The following is a 20,862-nucleotide window of genomic DNA, read 5'->3' as shown; positions in this document are numbered from 1 at the left end:
GGCGGGCCCTAGGCAGACATTACAGCGGCATGTAGATATCGAAACGGTGGCTTTTGGTCAGCGTGGCGGCGTGCGCCGGCACGTCGGCCAGCGGCGGCGCGTAGTCCGGGCGCTTCACCACCACGCGCTTGGTCGCCAGGCGGCGCGCCGGCTCCAGCAGGCCGTCGGCGTCATCGTCGCTGCCCACCAGCGATTGAAACACCCGCATCTCTTTCTTCACCAGCGCGCTTTTTTGCTTGTGCGGGAACATCGGATCGAGATACACCACCTCGGGGCGCGGGCTGAGATCCGCCAGCGCCGTCAGGCTGGAGGCGTGCAGCAGCGTCAGGCGCTCGCGCAGCCACGGGCCGATTTCCGCATCCTGATAGCCGCGCTGCAGGCCGTCGTCCAGCAACGCCGCCACCACCGGATTGCGCTCCAGCATCCGCACCCGACAGCCCAGCGCCGCCAGCACGAAGGCGTCGCGCCCCAGCCCGGCGGTAGCGTCCACCACGTCCGGCAGATAGCTGCCCTTGATGCCGACCGCTTTGGCCACCGCCTCGCCGCGGCCGCCGCCGAAGCGGCGCCGGTGCGCCATGGTGCCGGTGACGAAATCGACGTAGATTCCGCCGAGCTTCGGCTCGTCGCGCTTGCGCAGCTCCAGCCGCTGCGGGGTCAGTACCAGCGCCATCGGCGCGTCGTCGTCGGACGTCAGCCGCCAGCGCTGCGCCAAAACAGACAAGGCGCCGGGATCGGCGCCTGCTTCACACAATAAACACACGCTCACGTGTCGGGTTATCCTTTAATGCCGTAATGGCGCAGCATAGCATCCAGCTGCGGCTCGCGGCCACGGAAGCGTTTGAACAGCGCCATCGGCTCTTCTGAACCGCCGCGCGACAGGATGTTGTCGAGGAAGGATTTGCCGGTTTCGGCGTTGAAAATCCCTTCTTCTTCGAAGCGCGAGTAGGCGTCGGCCGACAGCACTTCCGCCCACAGGTAGCTGTAGTAACCCGCCGCATAGCCGCCGGCAAAGATGTGGCTGAAGGCGTGCGGGAAGCGGCTCCAGCTTGGCGAAGGCACCACCGCCACCATTTTCTTCACTTCCGCCAGCGTCGGCAGGATCTGCGCCCCTTTTTCCGGGCTGTATTCGAAGTGCATGCGGAAATCGAACAGGCCGAACTCCAGCTGGCGCAGGATGAACAGCGCCGCCTGGTAATTCTTGGCCGCCAGCAGCTTGTCGAGCATGGCCTTCGGCAGCGGCTCGCCGCTCTGGTAATGGCCCGAGATAAACGCCAGCGCTTCCGGCTCCCAGCACCAGTTTTCCATAAACTGGCTCGGCAGCTCGACCGCATCCCACGGCACCCCGTTGATGCCGGAGACGCCGGCGGTATCGATCTGCGTCAGCATGTGGTGCAGACCGTGGCCGAACTCGTGGAACAGCGTGGTCACTTCGTTGTGGGTGAACAGCGCCGGCTGGTCGCCCAGTGGACGGTTGAAGTTGCAGGTCAGGTAAGCGACCGGCTTTTGCAGCGTGCCGTCAGCCTTGCGCAGGCTGCCGACGCAGTCGTCCATCCAGGCGCCGCCGCGTTTGTTTTCGCGGGCGTACAGATCGAGGTAGAAGCTGCCGCGCAGCTCGCCGTCGGCGGCGAACAGATCGAAGAAGCGCACGTCCGGATGCCAGGTCTCCACGTCTTTACGCTCTTTGGCGGTGATGCCGTAGATGCGTTTCACCACTTCGAACAGCCCTTCCACCACCCGCTGTTCCGGGAAGTACGGGCGCAGCTGCTCGTCGCTGATGGAGAACAGGTGCTGCTTCTGTTTTTCGCCGTAATAGGTGATGTCCCAGGCTTCGAGCTCGTCCACGCCATAGTGCTGTTTGGCGAAGGCGCGCAGCTGCGCCAGCTCTTGCTCGGCCTGCGGGCGGGCGCGCTTGGCCAGATCGCTCAGGAAGCCGATCACCTGCTCCGGGCTCTCCGCCATTTTGGTCGCCAGCGACTTGTCGGCGTAGGTATCGAAGCCCAGCAACTGAGCCAGCTCATGGCGCAGCGCCAGCGTTTCCGCCATCACTTCGCTGTTGTCCCATTTGCCGGCGTTCGGCCCCTGATCGGAGGCGCGGGTGGCGAAGGCGCGGTACATTTCTTCGCGCAGCGCGCGGTTGTCGGCGTAGGTCAACACCGGCAGGTAGCTCGGCATGTCCAGCGTCAGCAGCCAACCGTCCTGCTCTTTGGCCTGCGCCATCGCCTGTGCCTGCGCCAGGGCGCTCTCCGGCAGGCCGCTCAGCTCGGCTTCGTCGGTAATCAGTTTGCTCCAGCCCATGGTGGCGTCGAGCACGTTGTTGCTGTAGGTGGAACCCAGTTCGGACAGGCGCGCGACGATCTCGCCGTAGCGCTGCTGTTTATCCGCCGACAGGCCGATGCCCGACAGTTCGAAATCGCGCAGCGCGTTGTCCACCGCCTTGCGCTGCGGCACGCTCAGCGCCTCAAACGCCGCGCCCTCTTTCAGGCTGCGGTAGGCCTGGTACAGCCCTTCGTGCTGGCCGACCCAGGTGCCGTACTCGGACAGCAGCGGCAGCGCCTGCTCATAGGCGGCGCGCAGCTCCGGGCTGTTTTTCACCGAGTTCAGGTGCCCGATCGGCGACCAGATGCGCGACAGCCGATCGTCCGACTCCGCCAGCGGCTGACACAGATTGTCCCAGGTGAACGGCCCCGGCTGCGCGACCACGCGCTCTACCGCGGCGCGGCAGTCCGCCAGCGCGGATTGCACCGCAGGCACGATATCTTCAGGGCGGATCGCCGAGAACGGCGGCAGGGAAAACGGGGTCAGCAACGGATTTGTCATAGGGCAGTCCTGATTAGCGTTGGGGCCCGCCGTGGGGGCGAGCCTTAAAATGCGTATGAATCTCTAACATGGAGCCAGACAACAGGAAAATCAATGCCCGGCGTTGATCGTTGGTGCCTTAAACGGCGCTTTGGCGGATGCGGGCGGCCAGCGCCGCCAGCTGCTCGTCGTCGGCGCGCGCGGCGTCGTGGGAGGAGATATAGCCCTCGTAACGCGCGAAAAACTTCGGCGAGGTCGATTCGATCGGCCGCCACTGCTCCAGCGACGCGGTGCCGTGCAGCGGGATCAGTTTGGCGTGCACGTGGTCGACGCCGTAACCTTCGAACACCATGCCGCAGCGGCCGACGTCGTCGAACGCGCGATCCAGCTGCTTCGCCACCCGCTTGGTCGCCAGCATCAACGCGCTCAATACCTCGTCCGGCAGGTCAAAGGCGTAGCTCGGGTGGTGTGCCTTGGGGATCACCACGCTGAAGCCGTCGGTGTTGGGGAAGATGGACAGGAACGCCAGATGGTCGTCGTCTTCCCAGATTTTATGGCACGGCGCCTTGCCCGCCACGATGTCGCAAAAAATGCAGCTCATCCTTTCTCCTTGTGATTCACAGCGTTTCAACCCATTCGAACGCTTCGAACACCGGCCGCCAGAACGCCCGTTTGCTCATCGTCCTGTCCCTTTCTGTGAACGTCTGCGGCAACGGAGTCCGGTTTTTCCCGGCCAGACAGTTTATACTGTGCAGATTATAAGCCTTATTGCATTGAATGCTCCGCCTGCGGAGCACAAGGAACCGCCACCCGTCATGTTAAGTTATCGCCACAGTTTCCACGCCGGCAACCACGCCGACGTGCTCAAGCACACCGTTCAGAGCCTGATCATCGAGTCGCTGAAGGAAAAAGAGAAGCCGTTCCTGTATCTGGATACCCACTCGGGCGCGGGCCGTTATCAGCTCAGCGGCGAACACGCCGAGCGCACCGGCGAATACCTGGAAGGCATCGGCCTGCTGTGGCAGCGCGACGATCTGCCGGAAGAGCTGGCGGCCTACATGAGCGTGGTGCACAACTTCAACCGTTCCGGCACGCTGCGCTACTACCCCGGTTCGCCGCTGATCGCCCGCCAGCTGCTGCGCCCGCAGGACAAAATTCACCTGACCGAGCTGCACCCGAGCGACTACCCGCTGCTGCGCAGCGAGTTCCAGAAAGACGAGCGCGCCAAAGTGCAGCGCGCCGACGGCTATCAGCAGCTGAAATCCCAGCTGCCGCCCCTGTCGCGCCGCGGCCTGATCCTGATGGACCCGCCGTATGAAATGAAGACCGATTACCAGGACGTGGTCAAAGGCATTCAGGAAGGCTACAAGCGTTTCGCCACCGGCACCTACGCGCTGTGGTACCCGGTGGTGATGCGCCAGCAGATCAAACGCATGCTGCGCGATCTGGAAGCCACCGGCATTCGCCGCATTCTGCAGATCGAACTGGCGGTGAAACCCGACAGCGATCAGCGCGGCATGACCGCCTCCGGCATGATCGTCATCAACCCGCCGTGGAAACTGGAACAGCAGATGAAAAACGTGCTGCCGTGGCTGCACAAGGTGCTGGTGCCGTCGGGCATCGGCCACCATCTGGTGAACTGGGTGGTACCGGAATAATCCCCGGCAGGGCGCGGTTCGCCGCGCCCTGCGTCCACCTATCGCAGCCATCGACGCAATCTTTGCGACAAACCCCGGTCAGGCGTTAAACTCTTACCCTCTTCAAATTCACAACTCATGGAAATCCCAGATGACGAAACATTACGATTATCTAGCAATTGGCGGCGGCAGCGGCGGTATCGCATCGATCAACCGGGCAGCCATGTACGGCCAAAAGTGTGCGCTGATTGAAGCCAAAGAGCTGGGCGGCACCTGTGTAAACGTGGGTTGTGTACCGAAAAAAGTCATGTGGCACGCGGCGCAGATCGCCGAGGCCATCCATCAGTACGGCCCGGACTACGGCTTCGACACCACCGTCAACGCCTTCGACTGGAAGAAGCTGGTCGCCAACCGCACCGCCTATATCGACCGCATCCACAACTCCTACGACAACGTGCTGGGCAAGAACAAGGTCGACGTGATCAAAGGCTTCGCGCGCTTCGTGGATGCGCACACCGTGGAAGTGAACGGCGAGCTCATCACCGCCGACCACATCCTGATCGCCACCGGCGGCCGCCCGAGCCACCCGGCTATTCCGGGTGCGGAATACGGCATCGACTCCGACGGCTTCTTTGAGCTGGACGCTATGCCGAAGCGCGTCGCCGTAGTCGGCGCCGGCTATATCGCCGTGGAGATCGCCGGCGTGCTGAACGCGCTGGGCGCGGAAACGCACCTGTTCGTGCGCAAGCACGCGCCGCTGCGCAGCTTCGATCCGATGATCGTCGAAACCCTGGTGGAAGTGATGAACACCGAAGGGCCGAGCCTGCATACCGAATCGGTGCCGAAAGCGATCGTCAAGAACGCCGACGGCAGCCTGACGCTGCAGCTGGAAAACGGCAAGGCATTCACCGTCGACTGCCTGATTTGGGCCATCGGCCGCGAACCGGCGACCGACAACCTGAACCTCGGCGTTACCGGGGTGAAGACCAACGAGCAAGGCTACATTGACGTCGATAAGTTCCAGAACACCAACGTCAAAGGCATCTACGCGGTGGGCGACAACACCGGCGCGGTAGAGCTGACCCCGGTCGCCGTGGCCGCCGGCCGCCGCCTGTCCGAGCGCCTGTTCAACAACAAGCCGGATGAGCACCTGGATTACAGCAACATCGCCACCGTGGTGTTCAGCCACCCGCCGATCGGCACTATCGGCCTGACCGAGCCGGAAGCTATCGAGAAGTTCGGCGCGGACAACGTGAAGGTGTACAAATCCTCCTTCACCGCCATGTACAGCGCCGTGACGCAGCACCGCCAACCGTGCCGCATGAAGCTGGTGTGCGCGGGTAAGGAAGAGAAAATCGTCGGCCTGCACGGCATCGGCTTCGGCATGGATGAAATCCTGCAGGGCTTCGCCGTGGCGGTGAAGATGGGCGCCACCAAGAAGGACTTCGACAACACCGTGGCGATACACCCGACCGCGGCGGAAGAGTTCGTTACCATGCGCTGAGGCGCAGCCTCGCCGAGTTCCGGCGCATAACAGGCCAGGCGCGAAAGCGTCTGGCTTTTTTATTTATCTCGCTTGCCTCACGGCGCCCGGCGGTAATGATCGCGAAGAAACACCGGCAAATCGTTCGCCGGCGAGGCGAAGGGCACCTGATAGAGCATATCGCCGACAAAACCGCGATGATAGGTCGCGTGGTTGACGACATGCAGCACGATTTCCTGGCGCGTCATGCGGCCTTCCCCCCCGCCGACGAATTCGAACTGCACCACCTGCGCCAGCGCCTCGGGCGACCAGTTATCCACCTGTTCGATATACCAGTGGTCCATTTCCTCCACCGCACACCGCAGAGCGTCAAGCGCAGGCGTTTGCTCGGTGTTGCGCGCGAGGTAGCCATGTTTCCGACCTTGCAGGTGGTGCCTGAAGATATCGTCCACCACATAGACATGATTCAAGGTATGCACCATATTGCCAAAACGGGTCGGCCGCTGCCGCAAGGCTTCACCGGCCGGCAAGGCCGCCACACAGTCAAAGGTCAAGGCGTTCGCCCAGGCTTTGTAACGTACCAGCATTTTCAACGTATCGATGACCGTCGTCGGCTGAGTGATATCAGCTTCGACGGGGGTATCGTTTTGTGGCATCGCAAACATACTGTTCACTCCTTATCATCGGATGAAAATCGATATTCCGTTCAGCCGCACACAGTGCGGCGACGCGTTCTACGCCGTGCCAATCCCTTGCAACCGCCCTTCGACCTGAATGCGCGTATTGCCGCCCACCCAAATCCGGCCACCCTCGTCGCGGGTGATATGCACGTGCCCGTTGCGCCCACGACAGCGGCCCTGAGCGGCAATATATCCGCCGCTGACCACGCCGCTTGCGAACAACCACTGGGCCAGGGAGGCATTGAGACTGCCGGTGACCGGATCTTCGACGATAGCGCCAAGATGATCGCTCAAAAAAGCGCGCACTTCGAAGGCTGCGTCACCCTCGGCATGTGGGCCGACGACGCCAATGTCCACTCTGCGCGGCCAGCTTCTCGCCGGCGTCAGGGAAAGTACCCGCTCGGCGCTGGCCAGCCGGATCCCCAGCCACCCCGGGCCATTATCGATCCAGGCGGCATCGAGCACCTCATCAGACGCGATCCCCAAAAACCGCAACGCGTCGGCCAACGTCTCTCCTGACGGCGCCCCGGAACGAATCAACGGTGGCGCGGCAAAACACAACCGCCCTCCCTCGCGACGAATGCTCACCAATCCTGCTCCGCACTCCTGGATGATCTCCGTCTCGTTGCTGGGTGCCCCTCCCATAGCGAGCCAGGCATGGCAGCTGCCCAACGTCGGGTGCCCGGCAAACGGCATTTCACGATCCAGCGTGAATATTCGCACCCGGTAATCCGCCTGCGGGTGCGTCGGCGGCAGTAAAAAGGCCGTCTCCGACAGGTTGAACCAACGCGTCAAGCGCTGCATGTCCTCCGTCGACAACGCTCCGGCGCCCGCGATCACCGCCAACGGATTGCCGGCGAGTGGCCCGGCGCCAAAGACATCCACCATCTGCATGCCAAAAACCATCGCCTCTCTCCTCAGGTTAACGCCGGGCGTGCATGATTACCCCCGCGATATCAACAGCTCCAGGCCCACGCAAGCGAACAGCAGCGCAAGCATTCCTTCAATCCAGCGCCTCACCCGGGTATAAAACGCGATCATCGGCGCCGTTGAGAACAGCAGGGCATACCCCCCGAAAATCGTCACGCCGAGCAACGCACAACCGCCGATAATCGCCGGTAAAACGCCTTCAGGCGCCCCTTGTCGCAAACCCAGCGACATGATCGCCATCCAGGACATGATGGCCTTGGGATTACCGAGATGCATCAGCACGCCCTGCCGATACAACTTCCGATAAGATCGCCCGCCATCCCCTGCCGCTATCCCTGTCGAGACGGGAGACGCCCGTAATGCGGATTGGCCGGCGCGCAGCGCCAGATACAGCATATACACGCCGCCGACGATTTTGATGGCCCACAGCGCCTGCGCATACGTGGCCAGCACGGCGGAAAGGCCGGTCGCGGCCAACAGTGCCCAGCACAGCGATCCGGTCACCACCCCGGCAGCCAGCGCCAGTGCGGGTGAGCGGCCGTCACGCATCGCCACGCCCATGATCGCCATGTTGCTGGGGCCCGGACTGGCGGTTGCGAGAAGATATGCGCCATAAACCAACGCAAGCTGACTGACATTCATGGAAAAACTCCGCTGACCCGCCTTGCGGCCGAGACGTTGTTGAAAACTCAGGGACTCTTCACCAACATAGTATGTGTTACACTTTTCACCTATTTAAATAGTGTCACGTGACACTATTCATTTTTCGGAGCATCACCATGCGGCTTCAATCGCCCTGGCAACCTCGCCTGGCCAATGCGGAAGTCACCACCGTCGAGCGGCTGGTGTTGGCGTTAGGCGACGACATTATCGAGGGTAAATTGCAGGGTGGCGATCGTCTGCCGGCTCACCGTACGCTCGCCTGGCAATTAGAGATCGGTCTGGGCACGGTGACCAAAGCCTATGCCATCCTGGAACGACGCGGGTTGGTACGCAGCGTGAAAGGCCGCGGGATGTTCGTGGCGATTCGCCACGCCCGTGAAAAACGCGAAATCGATCTTTCGTCCAATGCGCCGCCGGCGGTGCTGACCGATCGTTTGCTGGCGCGCACGCTGGCCAGCATTGCGCGGAAAATGGATGCGGATCATCTGAACCTCTATTCCCCTCCGACCGGGCATCTGGAGCACCGACGTTTGTTGGCCCGCTGGCTCGAAAACGTCGGCGTCACGATCGAACCGTCGAATCTGGCGCTGACCAGCAATGCCCGTCAGGCGATTTCACTGGCTTTTGACCTGGCCTGCGGGCCACGCGGGACGATACTGACGGAGAGAATCAGCTATCCCGGCGCGATCGCGCTGGCCCGGCGCAAAGGCCATTGCTTGATCGGTATCGATATCGATGCGCAAGGCATGGTGCCGCAAGCGCTGTCTAGCGCGCTCGAGCGTGTCTCCTGCGGCCATACTGCGGTCTATCTGACACCGACGCTGCATAACCCGACAACGGCCACCATGAGCGCCGAGCGCAGGCAGGCTATCGTCGAGATATGCCGGCAGGCGAATGTCTGGATCATCGAGGATGGCGTGTATGCCTTGGGGCATTCAGCAACGCCTGCGCTCGCGACATTGGCACCCGAGCGGGTGTTCCATGTCAATGGCCTGTCGAAAACGCTCGGCCCGGGGTTGCGGATCGGTATGCTGACTCTGCCGCCCGGCATGCAAAACGCGGCGGAAGAAGCCTTGCAAGATATTCCCTTCGCGCCTTCGCCACTGTCTTGCGCAGTGGTGGGGGAGTGGCTGTCCAGCGGCGCGGTCGAGGCGATACCGCAAGCGTTGCGCCATGAGGCTCAGCGCAGAGTGCATCTGGCCACCTCGATATTCGACGCCGGCGAATGCGTATCGCATCCCGACGCTTATCATGTCTGGCTGCCGATGCCGCGCGAAACCGCCGAGTCTGTGGCCGCCGCCGCCGCATTGGCCAACGTAAAAGTGACGCCGCCGGACGCCGTGATGGTGGACCGCGACGAACGGGCAACGGGCATTCGCCTGTGCCTGGGTTCCTCTTCGCTGGACGAGCTAACGGCAGGCCTGACACAGCTGGCGCAGCTGTTGAAAGCACATCGGAACGGCTGACAAACGGAAGGGAAAGGTTACGCGCACGGGACGACCGGTTCAGGCCTGTTCTTTTTGTGCGGTTTACTATTCCTTTCGCGCCCGCCTGCTTTTTCTGCCATTATTCTGCCTGATAAATTAGCGGGACTGATACAACCTCCCCGCGCCTCTGGAGAACACCGATGCTGTTCAAACTATGCAAAACCCTTGCGATGGCCTGCGTGGCCCTGATTATCGCCCAGAGCAGCGCGCTCAGCTTTACCCTCGAAGTGGCGGGCAAGATCGACAACGTGACCGACCCGGTCAACAAAAGCTATCTGTTCACCGATAAGCAGCTGTTGGCGATGCCGGTGCGCAGTATCACCACCTCCACTTCCTGGACGCCGCAGAGAAAATTTGAAGGGATTTCGGTGGCCGATATCCTGGAGCGCGTCGGCGCCAAGGGCGAAACGCTGACCTTCTATGCGCTGAACGACTATTACATCGACGTGCCGCTGTCCGACGTCAAAAAGTACAACATGATCCTGGCCTACAAGATGGACGGGGAAATGCTGAAGCTCAGAAACTTCGGACCGCTGTTCCTGGTTTACCCGCGCGACGCCGCCGGGCCTGAACTGAACTCGCCGTTGTACAACTCGCGCTTTATCTGGCAAGTGGACAGGATCGTGATCAAATGAAGCTGACGACCTTTAAGAACGGCAGCAGGCTGGCGATCCCGGCCATATTCGCCGCGCTGTTTTTAGTGGCTTCGACCGTCACGCTCTATTACTACAGCGCCACCCTGTCGAAGAAAGGGCTGTATGCCATCGCCGGCACGCAGGAGAACTACTCCTGGTCAATCGCCAAGTTCTCCATCAAGCTGGCGGAGTTCGACACGCTGGTCGAGCAGCAAAGCCACGCCGCGCAGGTGGACAACGACAACCTGCGGCTGCGGTTCGAAATCCTCTATTCGCGTTTTTACGTGCTGGAAACCGTCTCCGAATCGACCCAGCCGCTGTACGCCGAGCCGGGCTACCCGGAAGTGGTCAAACAGATGCGCCTGCAGATGGATCGCATCGATAAGCTGCTGAGCAGTCGGAAAATCGACTTCGGCCAGGTTTCCGCGGCCATGAGGGCCATCAAGCCTTACGCCATCGAAATGGCCAACCTGACCGACCACGCCGAGGTGAAGCAGCGCACCGCCGCCTATGAGGATTACATCGAGAAACGGCACATTATTTTCTATGGGCTGGTGATCGTCATGTTCTCGGTGATCGCGCTGATCGCCATCACCCTGATCGTGTTCCGTCAGCAGCGGCTGACCATTCGCCAGCAGGCCAAGGCCATCGAGGCGGAGAAAGCGACGCGCACCAAAAACGCCTTCCTCGGCGCCATCGGCCACGAGCTGCGCACCTCATTGCAGAGCGTGATGTCGGCCATCGACGTGCTGGTGAATACCCGGGTGTCGGCTGAGCATGCGGACACCTTCCAGCGGCTGGAGACCGCCGCGCAGCAAATCGAAAGCCAGATGAAAGATCTGACCGACTACGCGCACCTCGACAGCGGCATGATGGAATTGCGCATCGTGCCGTTCGACGCGCAGAAGCTGATCGCGGAGACCGCCAACGAAATCGCCACCCTGACCCGCAAAGAGCAGGTCAAACTGAGCTGTGAAGTGGAATGCAGCCACCTGCTGGTGCACTCCGATCCGCTGCGCATCCGGCAGATTATCGTCAACCTGCTGACCAACGCCTACAAGTACACCGAAAGCGGCAGCATTACGCTGCACAGCTGCCTGCGCCGCCAGCCGGGCGGCAGTTCGTTGATTATCGAAGTGACCGACACCGGCATCGGTATCGAAAAAGACCAGCTCGATCAGATCTTCAAGCCCTTTACCCAGTTGGATCAGTCGCATACCAAGCAGTATGCCGGCGTCGGGATGGGGCTGGCGATCGTGCATGGCCTGGTGACATTGCTCGACGGCACCATCACGGTGTACAGCGAAATCAAGAAGGGCAGCACCTTTATCGTCAGCATTCCGGTGCAGATCAGTGAAGACGAACGCGCCGACGCGCCCGCCGCCGCCAATGCCTCCCTGCAGCAGAAGCCACAGCAGGTGCTGGTGGTGGATGACAACAAGTCGGTGGGTGACGCCTTTGCGGCGCTATTGGACAAGCTGGGCTACCAGCACGAACTGTGCGACTCGCCGGAGCGCGCGCTGCAGAAGCTGCTCAGACGCCCTTACGACGCGCTGTTGCTGGATCTGCAGATGCCGGGCATCGACGGCGCCGCCCTGGCCAGGCAGCTGCGCAACCGCCGCGGCCCCAACCGCCATGTGCCGATCATCGGCATCAGCGCCTACACGCCGGAGCAGCTGACGGCGGATCAGCGCGCCCTGTTCGATAACTACCTGATGAAGCCGGTTCGGCTGGATGCGCTGTCAAACGCACTGGCCGAGGTGTTCCCCGCTAAAGATTAAAACAGCGTTGCAGTGCGGCTTCGATCACATGGAGCCGCACCGGCTTTTCATAAGGGCCGAGCACGTCGTACTCGCGCATCGCCTGAGCGATTTCCGACTCGCGTCGGTCGGTACCCAGTTCGCCGGTCAGCACCAGTACCGGCGCGTCCGGGTTGTCGGAGGCGCGGATAGTGGCGATACAGCGATCCGCCGTTTCCTCACCGATCAGCCAGTCCACCACGTAGCCGTCAAACAGGCTTTGCTGCAATGCCTGACAGAAACTGTCGACGTCGTAAAACGCCACCGCGTTGAAGCCGCAGCCGCCGAGATACTTGGCCAGCTCATCGGCCGCCTGATGCGAATCGTCCAATACCGCGATGCTCAACCGCTCGTCGTCGCCGAAACCGGGCCGGATTTCGATCAGATCGACGCCGTAACGCGGGCCTGCCGGTGCCTCATCGGTGCGATAGATACGCCACTGCCCTTCCACGCGCAGCGCCACAAATTCCGCCGGCCGCCCGGCAGGAAGCTCATCGCCAATATGCCCGACGCAAGGCATCGCCACCCCCGCCACGAAAAAGATGGCATCGCGCGCCATGTTTGGCTCGGTGGTCTCGTGTTCGGCGCTCAAATCGGCGATCGCCGCCGGCGTTTCTCCCAACGCGGCCGCGACGCTGTTGATCTGTTCCAGCGTCCAGGGGCTTTGCCCTTTCAGTTTGCGGTGCGCATGTGAAAAACTCAGATCCAAGATGCGGCTGAGCTCGCGGGCATGCTGACGTTTTCCAATCCCGTAATGTAAAAACAGCTCCCTGACCCGATTGGCAATCGACTGTGAATCGAATTTTTGGTGATTGTTATCCATTTGTTCCTTCGATTTTTTTTACTGATTTATCAGTCGTTTTGATTATTTCCGCTGAAAAAGCCACATCTAAAACTGGCATCTCATGCAATTATGCGTTAAAAACGTTGCTTGACATACCATGTTGCATCGTCAAACATGGTATCAAAAGAGACATACAGCAATACACTATAAAAAATAACACCAGCACGTTTTTTAATAATAACCATAGTAACACCAGGGAAAATTTGTTCCGTTGCCGCTACTGAGACGATGAGCACATCGCTCGGACTGCGCAAATCAAACGGGGCTTGAGCCTTTAGCGCTAATCTGTTTTACCCACTTTTAAGCCGGGATCCGTCAGGATCCCGGTTTTTTATTGCCCTGGCGCCGCGCCATCATACGGACTCACCCCGCAGCCGCAAATAAAAACGGAGCCGGCATGCCGGCTCCGTGGTCATTGCGATGATCGCTGAACGTCAGAAGCGCCAGGTAAAACCGGCGTTGACGCTGTTGTCCTGATGGTTCTGCGACAGCAGCCCGCCGTAGCCCAGCGACAGCGTGGCGTTTTCGTTCACCGCCACTTCCGCCCCCGCCTTCAGCACCATGCCGTCGCGCGAGACCGGTACGCTGTCCACCACGAACGGCGCGTTGCCGCCGTTGAACCGCAGCCCGGTACCTCGTTCCAGCCCGCCGTACTGATGTTGCCATCCCAGCTCGCTGCGCAGCGCCACCGTCGTGCCCGCGCTCACCTGCCATTCGGTGTCCGCACGCAGGCCCAGCGTCGACACCGTCGCGTCCGTGTGCTGCTTGTCGCCGCGCAATGCCGCCGCGCCGCCGCTTTCCGCGATGCCGTTGTTCTCGAAGTTCACGTACGCCAAGTTCACGAACGGCTCCAGATTCAGCCACTCACCCTGCACGCTGTAGCCCGCTTCCGCGAACAACTGCTCGGTGCGCGCGCTGTACTTCGCCGTGTCGCGGTCCGACTGCATCCCGTAGTTCACCGACCGCTTGGTGTCGATGCGGTGCCAGGTGTAGCCCGCCCCGCCGCGCAGCGCCAGCGCCCCGAACTGCTTGTCGCCGTACGCCGCCAGGTGGTAGTTGTCGCTGTCCGCCTTCGACCCGTACCCGCCGTGCAGCGAGGTGCGGGTGTAGCCGGTCGCCACCCCCAGCCGCCAGTCGTCCGCCGCCGAGTCCAGCCCCACCAGCACCCCGTAGGTCGAGGCCTGATAACCCGTGGCGTTGGCGTCGCCCGACGCGTGGTCCCACGCCCCCAGCAGCTGCGCCCAGGCACCGCCCTCGTCCGCCTTGATGGCCGACGAGCTCGCCAGCCCTTCCGCCTGACGCAGGCGCCCGTTCAGCGCCTCACGCAGGTAGCGGCTGTCGTTCACCAGCGCCGAGGCGATGTCCGCATGGATTTGCCCCGACAGCTGACGGAACGCCTGCCGCGCTTCGCCCGCCGTGCCGCTGCCGAGCAGGCTCTCGTACACCGGGTTGCCCGCCGCCAGCGCATCCGCCGCCGCCGCCACCGCCCGCTCGTTCGAGGTCTGCGCCACGCTGGCGAAGCTGGTGCCGTTGCGCCCGACGCTCAGCGTCACCCCGGTCGGCTGGTAGCTCAGCCCGGTGCCGAGGAACAGGTAGTTCGGCGCCACCGCGTCAAACTGCCCGCTCACCCCCTGCTGCGCGCTCAGGATGGTGTACTGCTGGCCCAGCAGGCTGCGCACCTCGCCTTGCGTCAGCAGGTTGGGGCTGTTCTCCAGCGTCACCGCCACCTCACCGCCGCCGATCGTCGCCGATCCGCTGCTCTGGATCCGATCGCTCTGGCCGTTCGGCCCCACTTCCACCGCGTAGCGCGAACCCGGCTCGAAGCTGACGTTGCCAGCCACGTTCAAAGTGCCGATCGAGTTGCCCGGCGCCACGGTGCCGCCGCGGCGGGCAGTCAGCGAACCCACCGTGCCGCTGCCGCCGACAATACCGCCGCTCTGCACGCTGACGGCCGAGGTGACCGAGCCGTTGACTGCCAGCCGCCCCTGATTGACCAGCGTCGGGCCGGCATAGGTGTTGGCGCCGGTCATGACCAGCGTGCCCATCCCTTCTTTGGTCAGGCCGCCGTGGCCAGAGATGTTGTTGGAGTAGACTTCCAGTTCGCAGCTGATGTCGTCACACTTTCTGGCGTGCAGCGTGCCGGCATCCACCTCGGCGCCCAGGCCCGGAATATTGGCGACAAACTGGGTCGGGCCGTAGGCCACGCCCGTCGGATCCGGGATGCGGAACTCCGCCGGAATATCCTCGACGGTATAGAACATGCCCGGGCCGTTAATGGCTTTGCCCAGGTTGATCATCCCCCAGCCGTAGAGCGCGTCGATGCCCGGCGCGCCCATGTCGGTGGCGGTAGTTTTCAGCACGTCGGCAATCTGCGCCGAACTCATGTACGGGAAACGCTGCAGCAACACCGCCACCGCGCCGGTGACGTGCGGCGTCGCCATCGAGGTGCCGTTTTTATTGCCGTAGTCCGACACCAGGTTGGCCGCATCGGAACCGTTGGCCACAGTGCTGTAGATTTTGCTGCCCGGCGACGAGACGCAGAAGCTGGCGGTATAGCCGCAGCGGGAAGAGAAGCTGCTGATGGTGTAAGGCACGCTGTTGGTCGATGCCGCATCCTGCGCCACGCTGGCGACCGACAGCCAGTTTGGCGCGATGTCCGGCACGAAGTAGGCCAGCCCGCTGATCACATCCGGCTGGTTGTAGTTGCCGTCGTTACCGGCGGCGAACAGCACCAGAATATTTTTGCGCGCGGCGTCGATGGCGCCCTGATAGCCTGCGCCGGCCAGGCTGCCGAGCAGCGGTTTGACCTGATCGAATTGTTCCTGCGCATCCTTCAGCTCAAAGTGCAGCGCGTTAGGATCGCGGCCGCCGTCGGACAGAAAGTCGGGAATACTGACGCCCCAGCTGTTGTTGATCACCCGCACGCCGTTGTTGATCATCGCCTGCCAGCCGGCATTGGTGACGGCGCCGTCCAGGCCGAGGAATTCACCATAGGCCGGGCCGTCGTTGTCGTTATCGACGCTGATCACCTGCGAATCGAAAGCCACGCCGTGCATGCCGACGCCGTCGCGGTTGGCGGCGCTGATGCCCGCAACGTGCACCCCATGATTGCTCAGCATGCCCTGTGAGCCGCTGTAGAAGTGGAAGGTGCCGTCGAAGTAAAAGCGGTCGCCGGCGTTAATGCCCGGCCGGTGCGGATCGGTGTAGGCGCGATAGCCTTCGGTGACCACGTTGATCAGTTTGCCGTCGCCGGCGAACTCGGGATGGCGGTTGACCGGGGTATCGAAAATGCCCACCTTCTGCCCTTTGCCGGTATAGCCGGCGGCGTAGGCCTCATCGGCGTGGATCGCCCCCAGCCCCCAGTTGGCGTTGAATTCGGCGTTGCGCCAGCTGGCCGGATCGCCGGCTTGGCCGTTCACCTCGTGCGGTGCCGCCTGTGCATACCCCGCCAGCGCCATGCAGCAGACCAGCGCGTTCAGCCGCCACGGCGAGCGGCGAGCATTTCCTTTGCTATCAAAACCCATTGTTGTTGTCATTTCCTTACCTTTTGCTTGTTATTGGCCGACGCCCCAGGTGCGCCGGGCTTTCATTAGCAGGATGTGAAAAAGGAACCGTCCGCAGACGGTTCCGGTACAAGGATTGAATCGATGGTGTCTGTGCTTAGAAGCGCCAGGTGAAACCGGCGTTGACGCTGTTGTCCTGGTGGTTCTGCGACAGCAGCCCGCCGTAGCCCAGCGACAGCGTGGCGTTCTCGTTCACCGCCACTTCCGCCCCCGCCTTCAGCACCATGCCGTCACGCGACACCGGCACGCTGTCCACCACGAACGGCGCGTTGCCGCCGTTGAACCGCAGCCCGGTACCTCGTTCCAGCCCGCCGTACTGATGTTGCCACCCCAGCTCACTGCGCAGCGCCACCGTCGTGCCCGCGCTCACCTGCCATTCGGTGTCCGCACGCAGGCCCAGCGTCGACACCGTCGCGTCCGTGTGCTGCTTGTCGCCGCGCAATGCCGCCGCGCCGCCGCTTTCCGCGATGCCGTTGTTCTCGAAGTTCACGTACGCCAGGTTCACGAACGGCTCCAGGTTCAGCCACTCACCCTGCACGCTGTAGCCCGCTTCCGCGAACAGCTGCTCGGTGCGCGCGCTGTACTTCGCCGTGTCGCGGTCCGACTGCATCCCGTAGTTCACCGACCGCTTGGTGTCGATGCGGTGCCAGGTGTAGCCCGCCCCGCCGCGCAGCGCCAGCGCCCCGAACTGCTTGTCGCCGTACGCCGCCAGGTGGTAGTTGTCGCTGTCCGCCTTCGACCCGTACCCGCCGTGCAGCGAGGTGCGGGTGTAGCCGGTCGCCACCCCCAGCCGCCAGTCGTCCGCCGCCGCCGAGTCCAGCCCCACCAGCACCCCGTAGGTCGAGGCCTGATAGCCGGTAGCATTGGCGTCGCCCGACGCGTGGTCCCACGCCCCCAGCAGCTGCGCCCAGGCACCGCCTTCATCCGCCTTGATGGCCGACGAGCTCGCCAGCCCTTCCGCCTGACGCAGGCGCCCGTTCAGCGCCTCGCGCAGGTAGCGGCTGTCGTTCACCAGCGCCGACGCGATGTCCGCATGGATTTGCCCCGACAGCTGGCGGAACGCCTGCCGCGCTTCGCCCGCCGTGCCGCTGCCGAGCAGGCTCTCGTACACCGGGTTGCCCGCCGCCAGCGCATCCGCCGCCGCCGCCACCGCCCGCTCGTTCGCCGTCTGCGCCACGCTGGCGAAGCTGGTGCCGTTGCGCCCGACGCTCAGCGTCACCCCGGTCGGCTGGTAGCTCAGCCCGGTGCCGAGGAACAGGTAGTTCGGCGCCACCGTGTCAAACTGCCCGCTCACCCCCTGCTGCGCGCTCAGGATGGTGTACTGCTGGCCCAGCAGGCTGCGCACCTCGCTTTGCGTCAGCAGGTTGGGGCTGTTCTCCAGCGTCACCGCCACCTCACCGCCGCCGATCGTCGCCGATCCGCTGCTCTGGATCCGATCGCTCTGGCCGTTCGGCCCCACTTCCACCGCGTAGCGCGAACCCGGCTCGAAGCTGACGTTGCCGGCCACGTTCAAGGTGCCGATCGAGTTGCCCGGCGCCACGGTGCCGCCGCCGCGGGCGGTCAGCGAACCGACCGTGCCGCTGCCGCCGACGATGCCGCCGCTCTGCACGCTGACGGCCGAGGTGACCGAGCCGTTGACTGCCAACCGCCCCTGATTGACCAGCGTCGGGCCGGAATAGGTGTTGGTTCCGGTCAGCACCAGCGTGCCGATACCCTGCTTGGTCAGGCCGCCGTGGCCGGAGATGTCGTTGCTCCAGACGTCCAGGCCGCACAGCACATCGCTGCAGACGCGCTCGGTCGGTTTGCCCTTGTCCAGCACCGCGCCGACGCCCGGCAGATCCACCACGAACTGGGTCGGGCCGTAAGCCACGCCCGTCGGATCCGGGATGCGGAATTCTTCGGGAATATCCTCGACGGTCGCCAACATGCCAGGGCCGTTGATGGCTTTGCCCAGGTTGATCATCCCCCAGCCGTAGAGCGCGTCGATGCCCGGCGCCCCCATGTCGGTGGCGGTGGTTTTCAGCACTTCAGCCACCTGCGCGCCATTCAGATACGGGAAACGCTCCATCAGCACCGCGACGCTGCCGGCCACGTGCGGCGCCGCCATCGAGGTACCGCTTTTATTGGCATAGCCGGTCGTCAGGTCGTCCACACTGGTGCCTGCGATCACCGAGCTGTACACCCGGGTACCCGGTGCCGAGACGCACAAACTGGCGGTATAGCCGCAACGGGAAGAGAAAGTGCTGATGCTGAAGTCACCGCTATTGGTGGGATCCTGCAGGCTGGCGACCGACAGCCAGTTCGGTGCAATCTCCGGCACAAAATAGGCCAGGCCGGCCATGGCATCGGGGTTATTAAGATTGCCGTCGTTACCGGCGGCGAAGATGGTGACCACGCCGCTGCGCGCCGCATCGATCGCGCCCTGATAGGCGCCGCCGGGTTTGGTGCCGAGGATCTGTTTTATCTGATCGAACTGCTTTTGCGCATCGTTTACTGTGAAATGCGGATAAGCCGGGTCATAACCGCCCTCATCAAACTTCTCGGTAATGCCGATGCCCCAGCTGTTATTGATGATGCGCGCGCCGCTGGCCACCAGCGCATCCCAACCGGCCTTATACACCGCACCGTCGTTACCGAGCACAATGCCGTCCTCCGGGCCGGGATCGCCATTCTCCGCACTGATGATCTGCGCGTTGAACGCCACGCCGTGCATGGCGCCGCCGTCGCGGCTGCCGGCGGCGATGCCGCCCACGTGGGTGCCGTGCGAGCCTAATTTGCCGCTGGAGTCGGTGCTTGGCGTACCGTCATAGCGGAAGTCATCGCCTTTCTTCACCGGAATATACGGGTCGGTGTATTCGCGGATGCCTTTGGTAACCAGATTGATCACCTTATTCTCACCGGCAAATTCGGGGTGCTTGGCATAGACCGGCTGATCGAAAATGCCGAGTTTGATGCCTTTGCCGGTATAACCGGCGGCGTAGGCCTGGTCGGCGTGGATCGCCCCCAGCCCCCATTCCGCGTTGAATTCACTGCTGCGCCAGCTGGCCGGATCGCCCGCTTTGCCGTTCTCTATATAGCTGGCGGCCTGCGCCCCGCCGATCGCCGTCAGGCAGATCAGCATCGCGCTCCATTGTGCGCGATGAACTCCGATTTCAGGCCAGCCGAAGGCCGCCCGAGCGGATTTGACTCCTCTAAGTTTCTTCTCCATCCCAGATACCGTCCGTTGTTGTTTGCAAATGTTTTATAAGATTTTTTGTGTAACAGTTTGGTAATACCAAATAAATAAAGCACAACAATCTCAAGTTCGCTTAATGTGTCATCCGGCAGTTCGGCGGGAGGGGAGAAAGTTTCAGGGGTGAATCAGGCCAGCGACGATAAGAAATGACAATGACGCTTGGCGGTATCGGAGCGGCGATAGCACGTGAGGGAATAAATATTAATTAACTGATAAATAAAAATATAACCCAGGAGCAAATGAAGGGTGTGGCCGCCTGAAAAGTGCTTAACAGGCGTCTTTTATCACTTTTAATTATAAATTTTGCCAATATTCACTCAGTGAATTATGCTGGTTTTTCAGTCAGCCATCGGCAAAAATTGGATTATCCTGCTGATGTTTTTTTGCGGTTCGTCGCGTCCTCTTCCGCCTGACGAAGGATGGCTTTGGCCATCCATTGCGTGACGTTCTGAATGCTCTCAAGCTCCAGCCCCCAGATATCTTTCAGCACCAGGAACACCTCCGAGCCGTAAATCAGCGAGAAAGCATGAATCACTCTCTGCAGAGAGTCCGGCGGCAGTTTGCCCTGCAGCGGTTCTACCGCCAGCGCCAACAGACGCTTGCGGTTGCCGCGCACGAATTTTTCGCCCGGCGTCGCGTGTGCCCACTGCTGCAAAGAGAGCTGCAACGCCGCGCGCAGCGCCCCCTCGTGCCGTTCCATCTGAGGATAGGCGAAGGTCAGCAACTGCTGGATGCGCTTCAGGGCATCATCGTCTTGCGGGCGCCATTCCAGAATAGGCCCCAGGCTTTCCGCCACCACGGCGCTAATCAGCGCACTCTGGGTCGGAAAGTAGCGGTAGGCGGTCGCACGCGATACCTGCGCATACGCCGCCAGTTCGGTGATCGAAGGAAACGCGCCTTCGTCATACAGCGCCATCGCGCTGGCCAGCAACAAACGGTAGGTTTTTGCCCGGGTGGACGTCAGTGAAGGATCGAACGGGGTGGGAAAAGCATTTATCGGCACTTAAACCTCATACATCTGTACATGCTTGCGCGGCTGGAGATACGCCACTGCCGACAGGTTGACGACAAAGGCTCGGCCGCGCAAAAAGCTCAAAAATGAGACAGAAG

General features: G+C 62.2%; 15 protein-coding genes. 5 read left to right on the top strand and 10 right to left on the bottom strand.

Annotation, left to right across the window (positions count from 1 at the left end; genetic code table 11):
• Nucleotides 1-19: 19 nt before the first annotated feature.
• The 3 genes from rsmJ to ABTW55_RS11830 form a co-directional block, all read right to left on the bottom strand.
• Nucleotides 20-766 carry a 16S rRNA (guanine(1516)-N(2))-methyltransferase RsmJ gene (gene rsmJ / locus ABTW55_RS11840; RefSeq protein ID WP_033654480.1) on the bottom strand — a complete coding sequence of 249 codons (747 nt, stop codon included), beginning with the start codon at nucleotides 764-766 and terminating at the stop codon, nucleotides 20-22.
• A gap of 8 nt (nucleotides 767-774) precedes the next feature.
• A complete protein-coding gene (gene prlC, locus ABTW55_RS11835; protein WP_060423548.1) occupies nucleotides 775-2,817 on the bottom strand; it encodes an oligopeptidase A in 2,043 nt (680 codons plus the stop codon).
• A 118-nt stretch (nucleotides 2,818-2,935) separates the two neighbouring features.
• Nucleotides 2,936-3,397 carry an HIT family protein gene (locus ABTW55_RS11830; RefSeq protein WP_033654482.1) on the bottom strand — a complete coding sequence of 154 codons (462 nt, stop codon included), beginning with the start codon at nucleotides 3,395-3,397 and terminating at the stop codon, nucleotides 2,936-2,938.
• A gap of 214 nt (nucleotides 3,398-3,611) precedes the next feature.
• Here ABTW55_RS11830 and ABTW55_RS11825 point away from each other — a divergent pair, with 214 nt between their 5' ends.
• Together ABTW55_RS11825 and gorA are read left to right on the top strand one after the other, a co-directional pair.
• A complete protein-coding gene (locus ABTW55_RS11825; protein ID WP_004931012.1) occupies nucleotides 3,612-4,454 on the top strand; it encodes a 23S rRNA (adenine(2030)-N(6))-methyltransferase RlmJ in 843 nt (280 codons plus the stop codon).
• A gap of 130 nt (nucleotides 4,455-4,584) precedes the next feature.
• Nucleotides 4,585-5,937, top strand: a complete 1,353-nt coding sequence (gene gorA / locus ABTW55_RS11820; protein WP_047570106.1) for a glutathione-disulfide reductase — start codon at nucleotides 4,585-4,587, stop codon at nucleotides 5,935-5,937.
• A gap of 77 nt (nucleotides 5,938-6,014) precedes the next feature.
• Here gorA and ABTW55_RS11815 read toward each other — a convergent pair whose 3' ends face one another.
• The 3 genes from ABTW55_RS11815 to ABTW55_RS11805 all read right to left on the bottom strand — a co-directional run bounded on the left by ABTW55_RS11815 (nucleotide 6,015) and on the right by ABTW55_RS11805 (nucleotide 8,168).
• Nucleotides 6,015-6,581, bottom strand: coding sequence for a DinB family protein (locus ABTW55_RS11815; RefSeq protein WP_072265058.1), 567 nt, complete (start codon nucleotides 6,579-6,581; stop codon nucleotides 6,015-6,017).
• Nucleotides 6,582-6,650: 69 nt separating this feature from the next.
• The gene (locus ABTW55_RS11810) at nucleotides 6,651-7,502 is read right to left on the bottom strand and encodes a PhzF family phenazine biosynthesis protein (protein ID WP_033654484.1); all 852 of its coding nucleotides are present in this window, start codon (nucleotides 7,500-7,502) and stop codon (nucleotides 6,651-6,653) included.
• Nucleotides 7,503-7,538: 36 nt separating this feature from the next.
• On the bottom strand, nucleotides 7,539-8,168 hold the full coding sequence (locus tag ABTW55_RS11805) for a LysE family translocator (RefSeq protein ID WP_033636389.1): 630 nt from the start codon (nucleotides 8,166-8,168) through the stop codon (nucleotides 7,539-7,541).
• Nucleotides 8,169-8,305: 137 nt separating this feature from the next.
• On the opposite strand from ABTW55_RS11805, the gene ABTW55_RS11800 reads away from it, so the two are divergent.
• The 3 genes from ABTW55_RS11800 (at nucleotide 8,306) to ABTW55_RS11790 (ending at nucleotide 12,092) form a co-directional block, all read left to right on the top strand.
• A complete protein-coding gene (locus ABTW55_RS11800) occupies nucleotides 8,306-9,655 on the top strand; it encodes a PLP-dependent aminotransferase family protein (protein WP_060423545.1) in 1,350 nt (449 codons plus the stop codon).
• Nucleotides 9,656-9,816: 161 nt separating this feature from the next.
• A complete protein-coding gene (locus ABTW55_RS11795) occupies nucleotides 9,817-10,311 on the top strand; it encodes a molybdopterin-dependent oxidoreductase (protein WP_033636391.1) in 495 nt (164 codons plus the stop codon).
• Nucleotides 10,308-12,092: an ATP-binding protein gene (locus tag ABTW55_RS11790; RefSeq protein ID WP_033636392.1), complete on the top strand. Its 1,785-nt coding sequence runs from the start codon at nucleotides 10,308-10,310 to the stop codon at nucleotides 12,090-12,092. The genes ABTW55_RS11795 and ABTW55_RS11790 overlap by 4 nt, the downstream gene beginning before the upstream one ends.
• On the opposite strand, the gene ABTW55_RS11785 is transcribed toward ABTW55_RS11790, so the two are convergent.
• The 4 genes from ABTW55_RS11785 to ABTW55_RS11770 form a co-directional block, all read right to left on the bottom strand.
• Entirely contained in the window at nucleotides 12,082-12,933 is an 852-nt protein-coding gene (locus tag ABTW55_RS11785) for a helix-turn-helix domain-containing protein (protein ID WP_060420116.1), read from the bottom strand. The genes ABTW55_RS11790 and ABTW55_RS11785 overlap by 11 nt on opposite strands.
• Nucleotides 12,934-13,388: 455 nt before the next feature.
• Nucleotides 13,389-16,412, bottom strand: a complete 3,024-nt coding sequence (locus tag ABTW55_RS11780) for an autotransporter outer membrane beta-barrel domain-containing protein (protein ID WP_376787959.1) — start codon at nucleotides 16,410-16,412, stop codon at nucleotides 13,389-13,391.
• Between the two features lie 202 nt (nucleotides 16,413-16,614).
• Nucleotides 16,615-19,638 (bottom strand): autotransporter serine protease, encoded by a 3,024-nt coding sequence (locus tag ABTW55_RS11775; RefSeq protein ID WP_060431964.1) that lies wholly within the window; start codon nucleotides 19,636-19,638, stop codon nucleotides 16,615-16,617.
• 478 nt (nucleotides 19,639-20,116) lie between these two features.
• Nucleotides 20,117-20,755: a TetR/AcrR family transcriptional regulator gene (locus ABTW55_RS11770; protein ID WP_041037110.1), complete on the bottom strand. Its 639-nt coding sequence runs from the start codon at nucleotides 20,753-20,755 to the stop codon at nucleotides 20,117-20,119.
• Nucleotides 20,756-20,862: the final 107 nt, after the last annotated feature.

The organism is Serratia sp. SM04, assembly GCF_040280225.1.
Taxonomy (GTDB): domain Bacteria; phylum Pseudomonadota; class Gammaproteobacteria; order Enterobacterales; family Enterobacteriaceae; genus Serratia; species Serratia sarumanii.
Note: the sequence above shows the minus strand (reverse complement) of the source record. Positions and strands in the feature narration are given on the sequence as shown.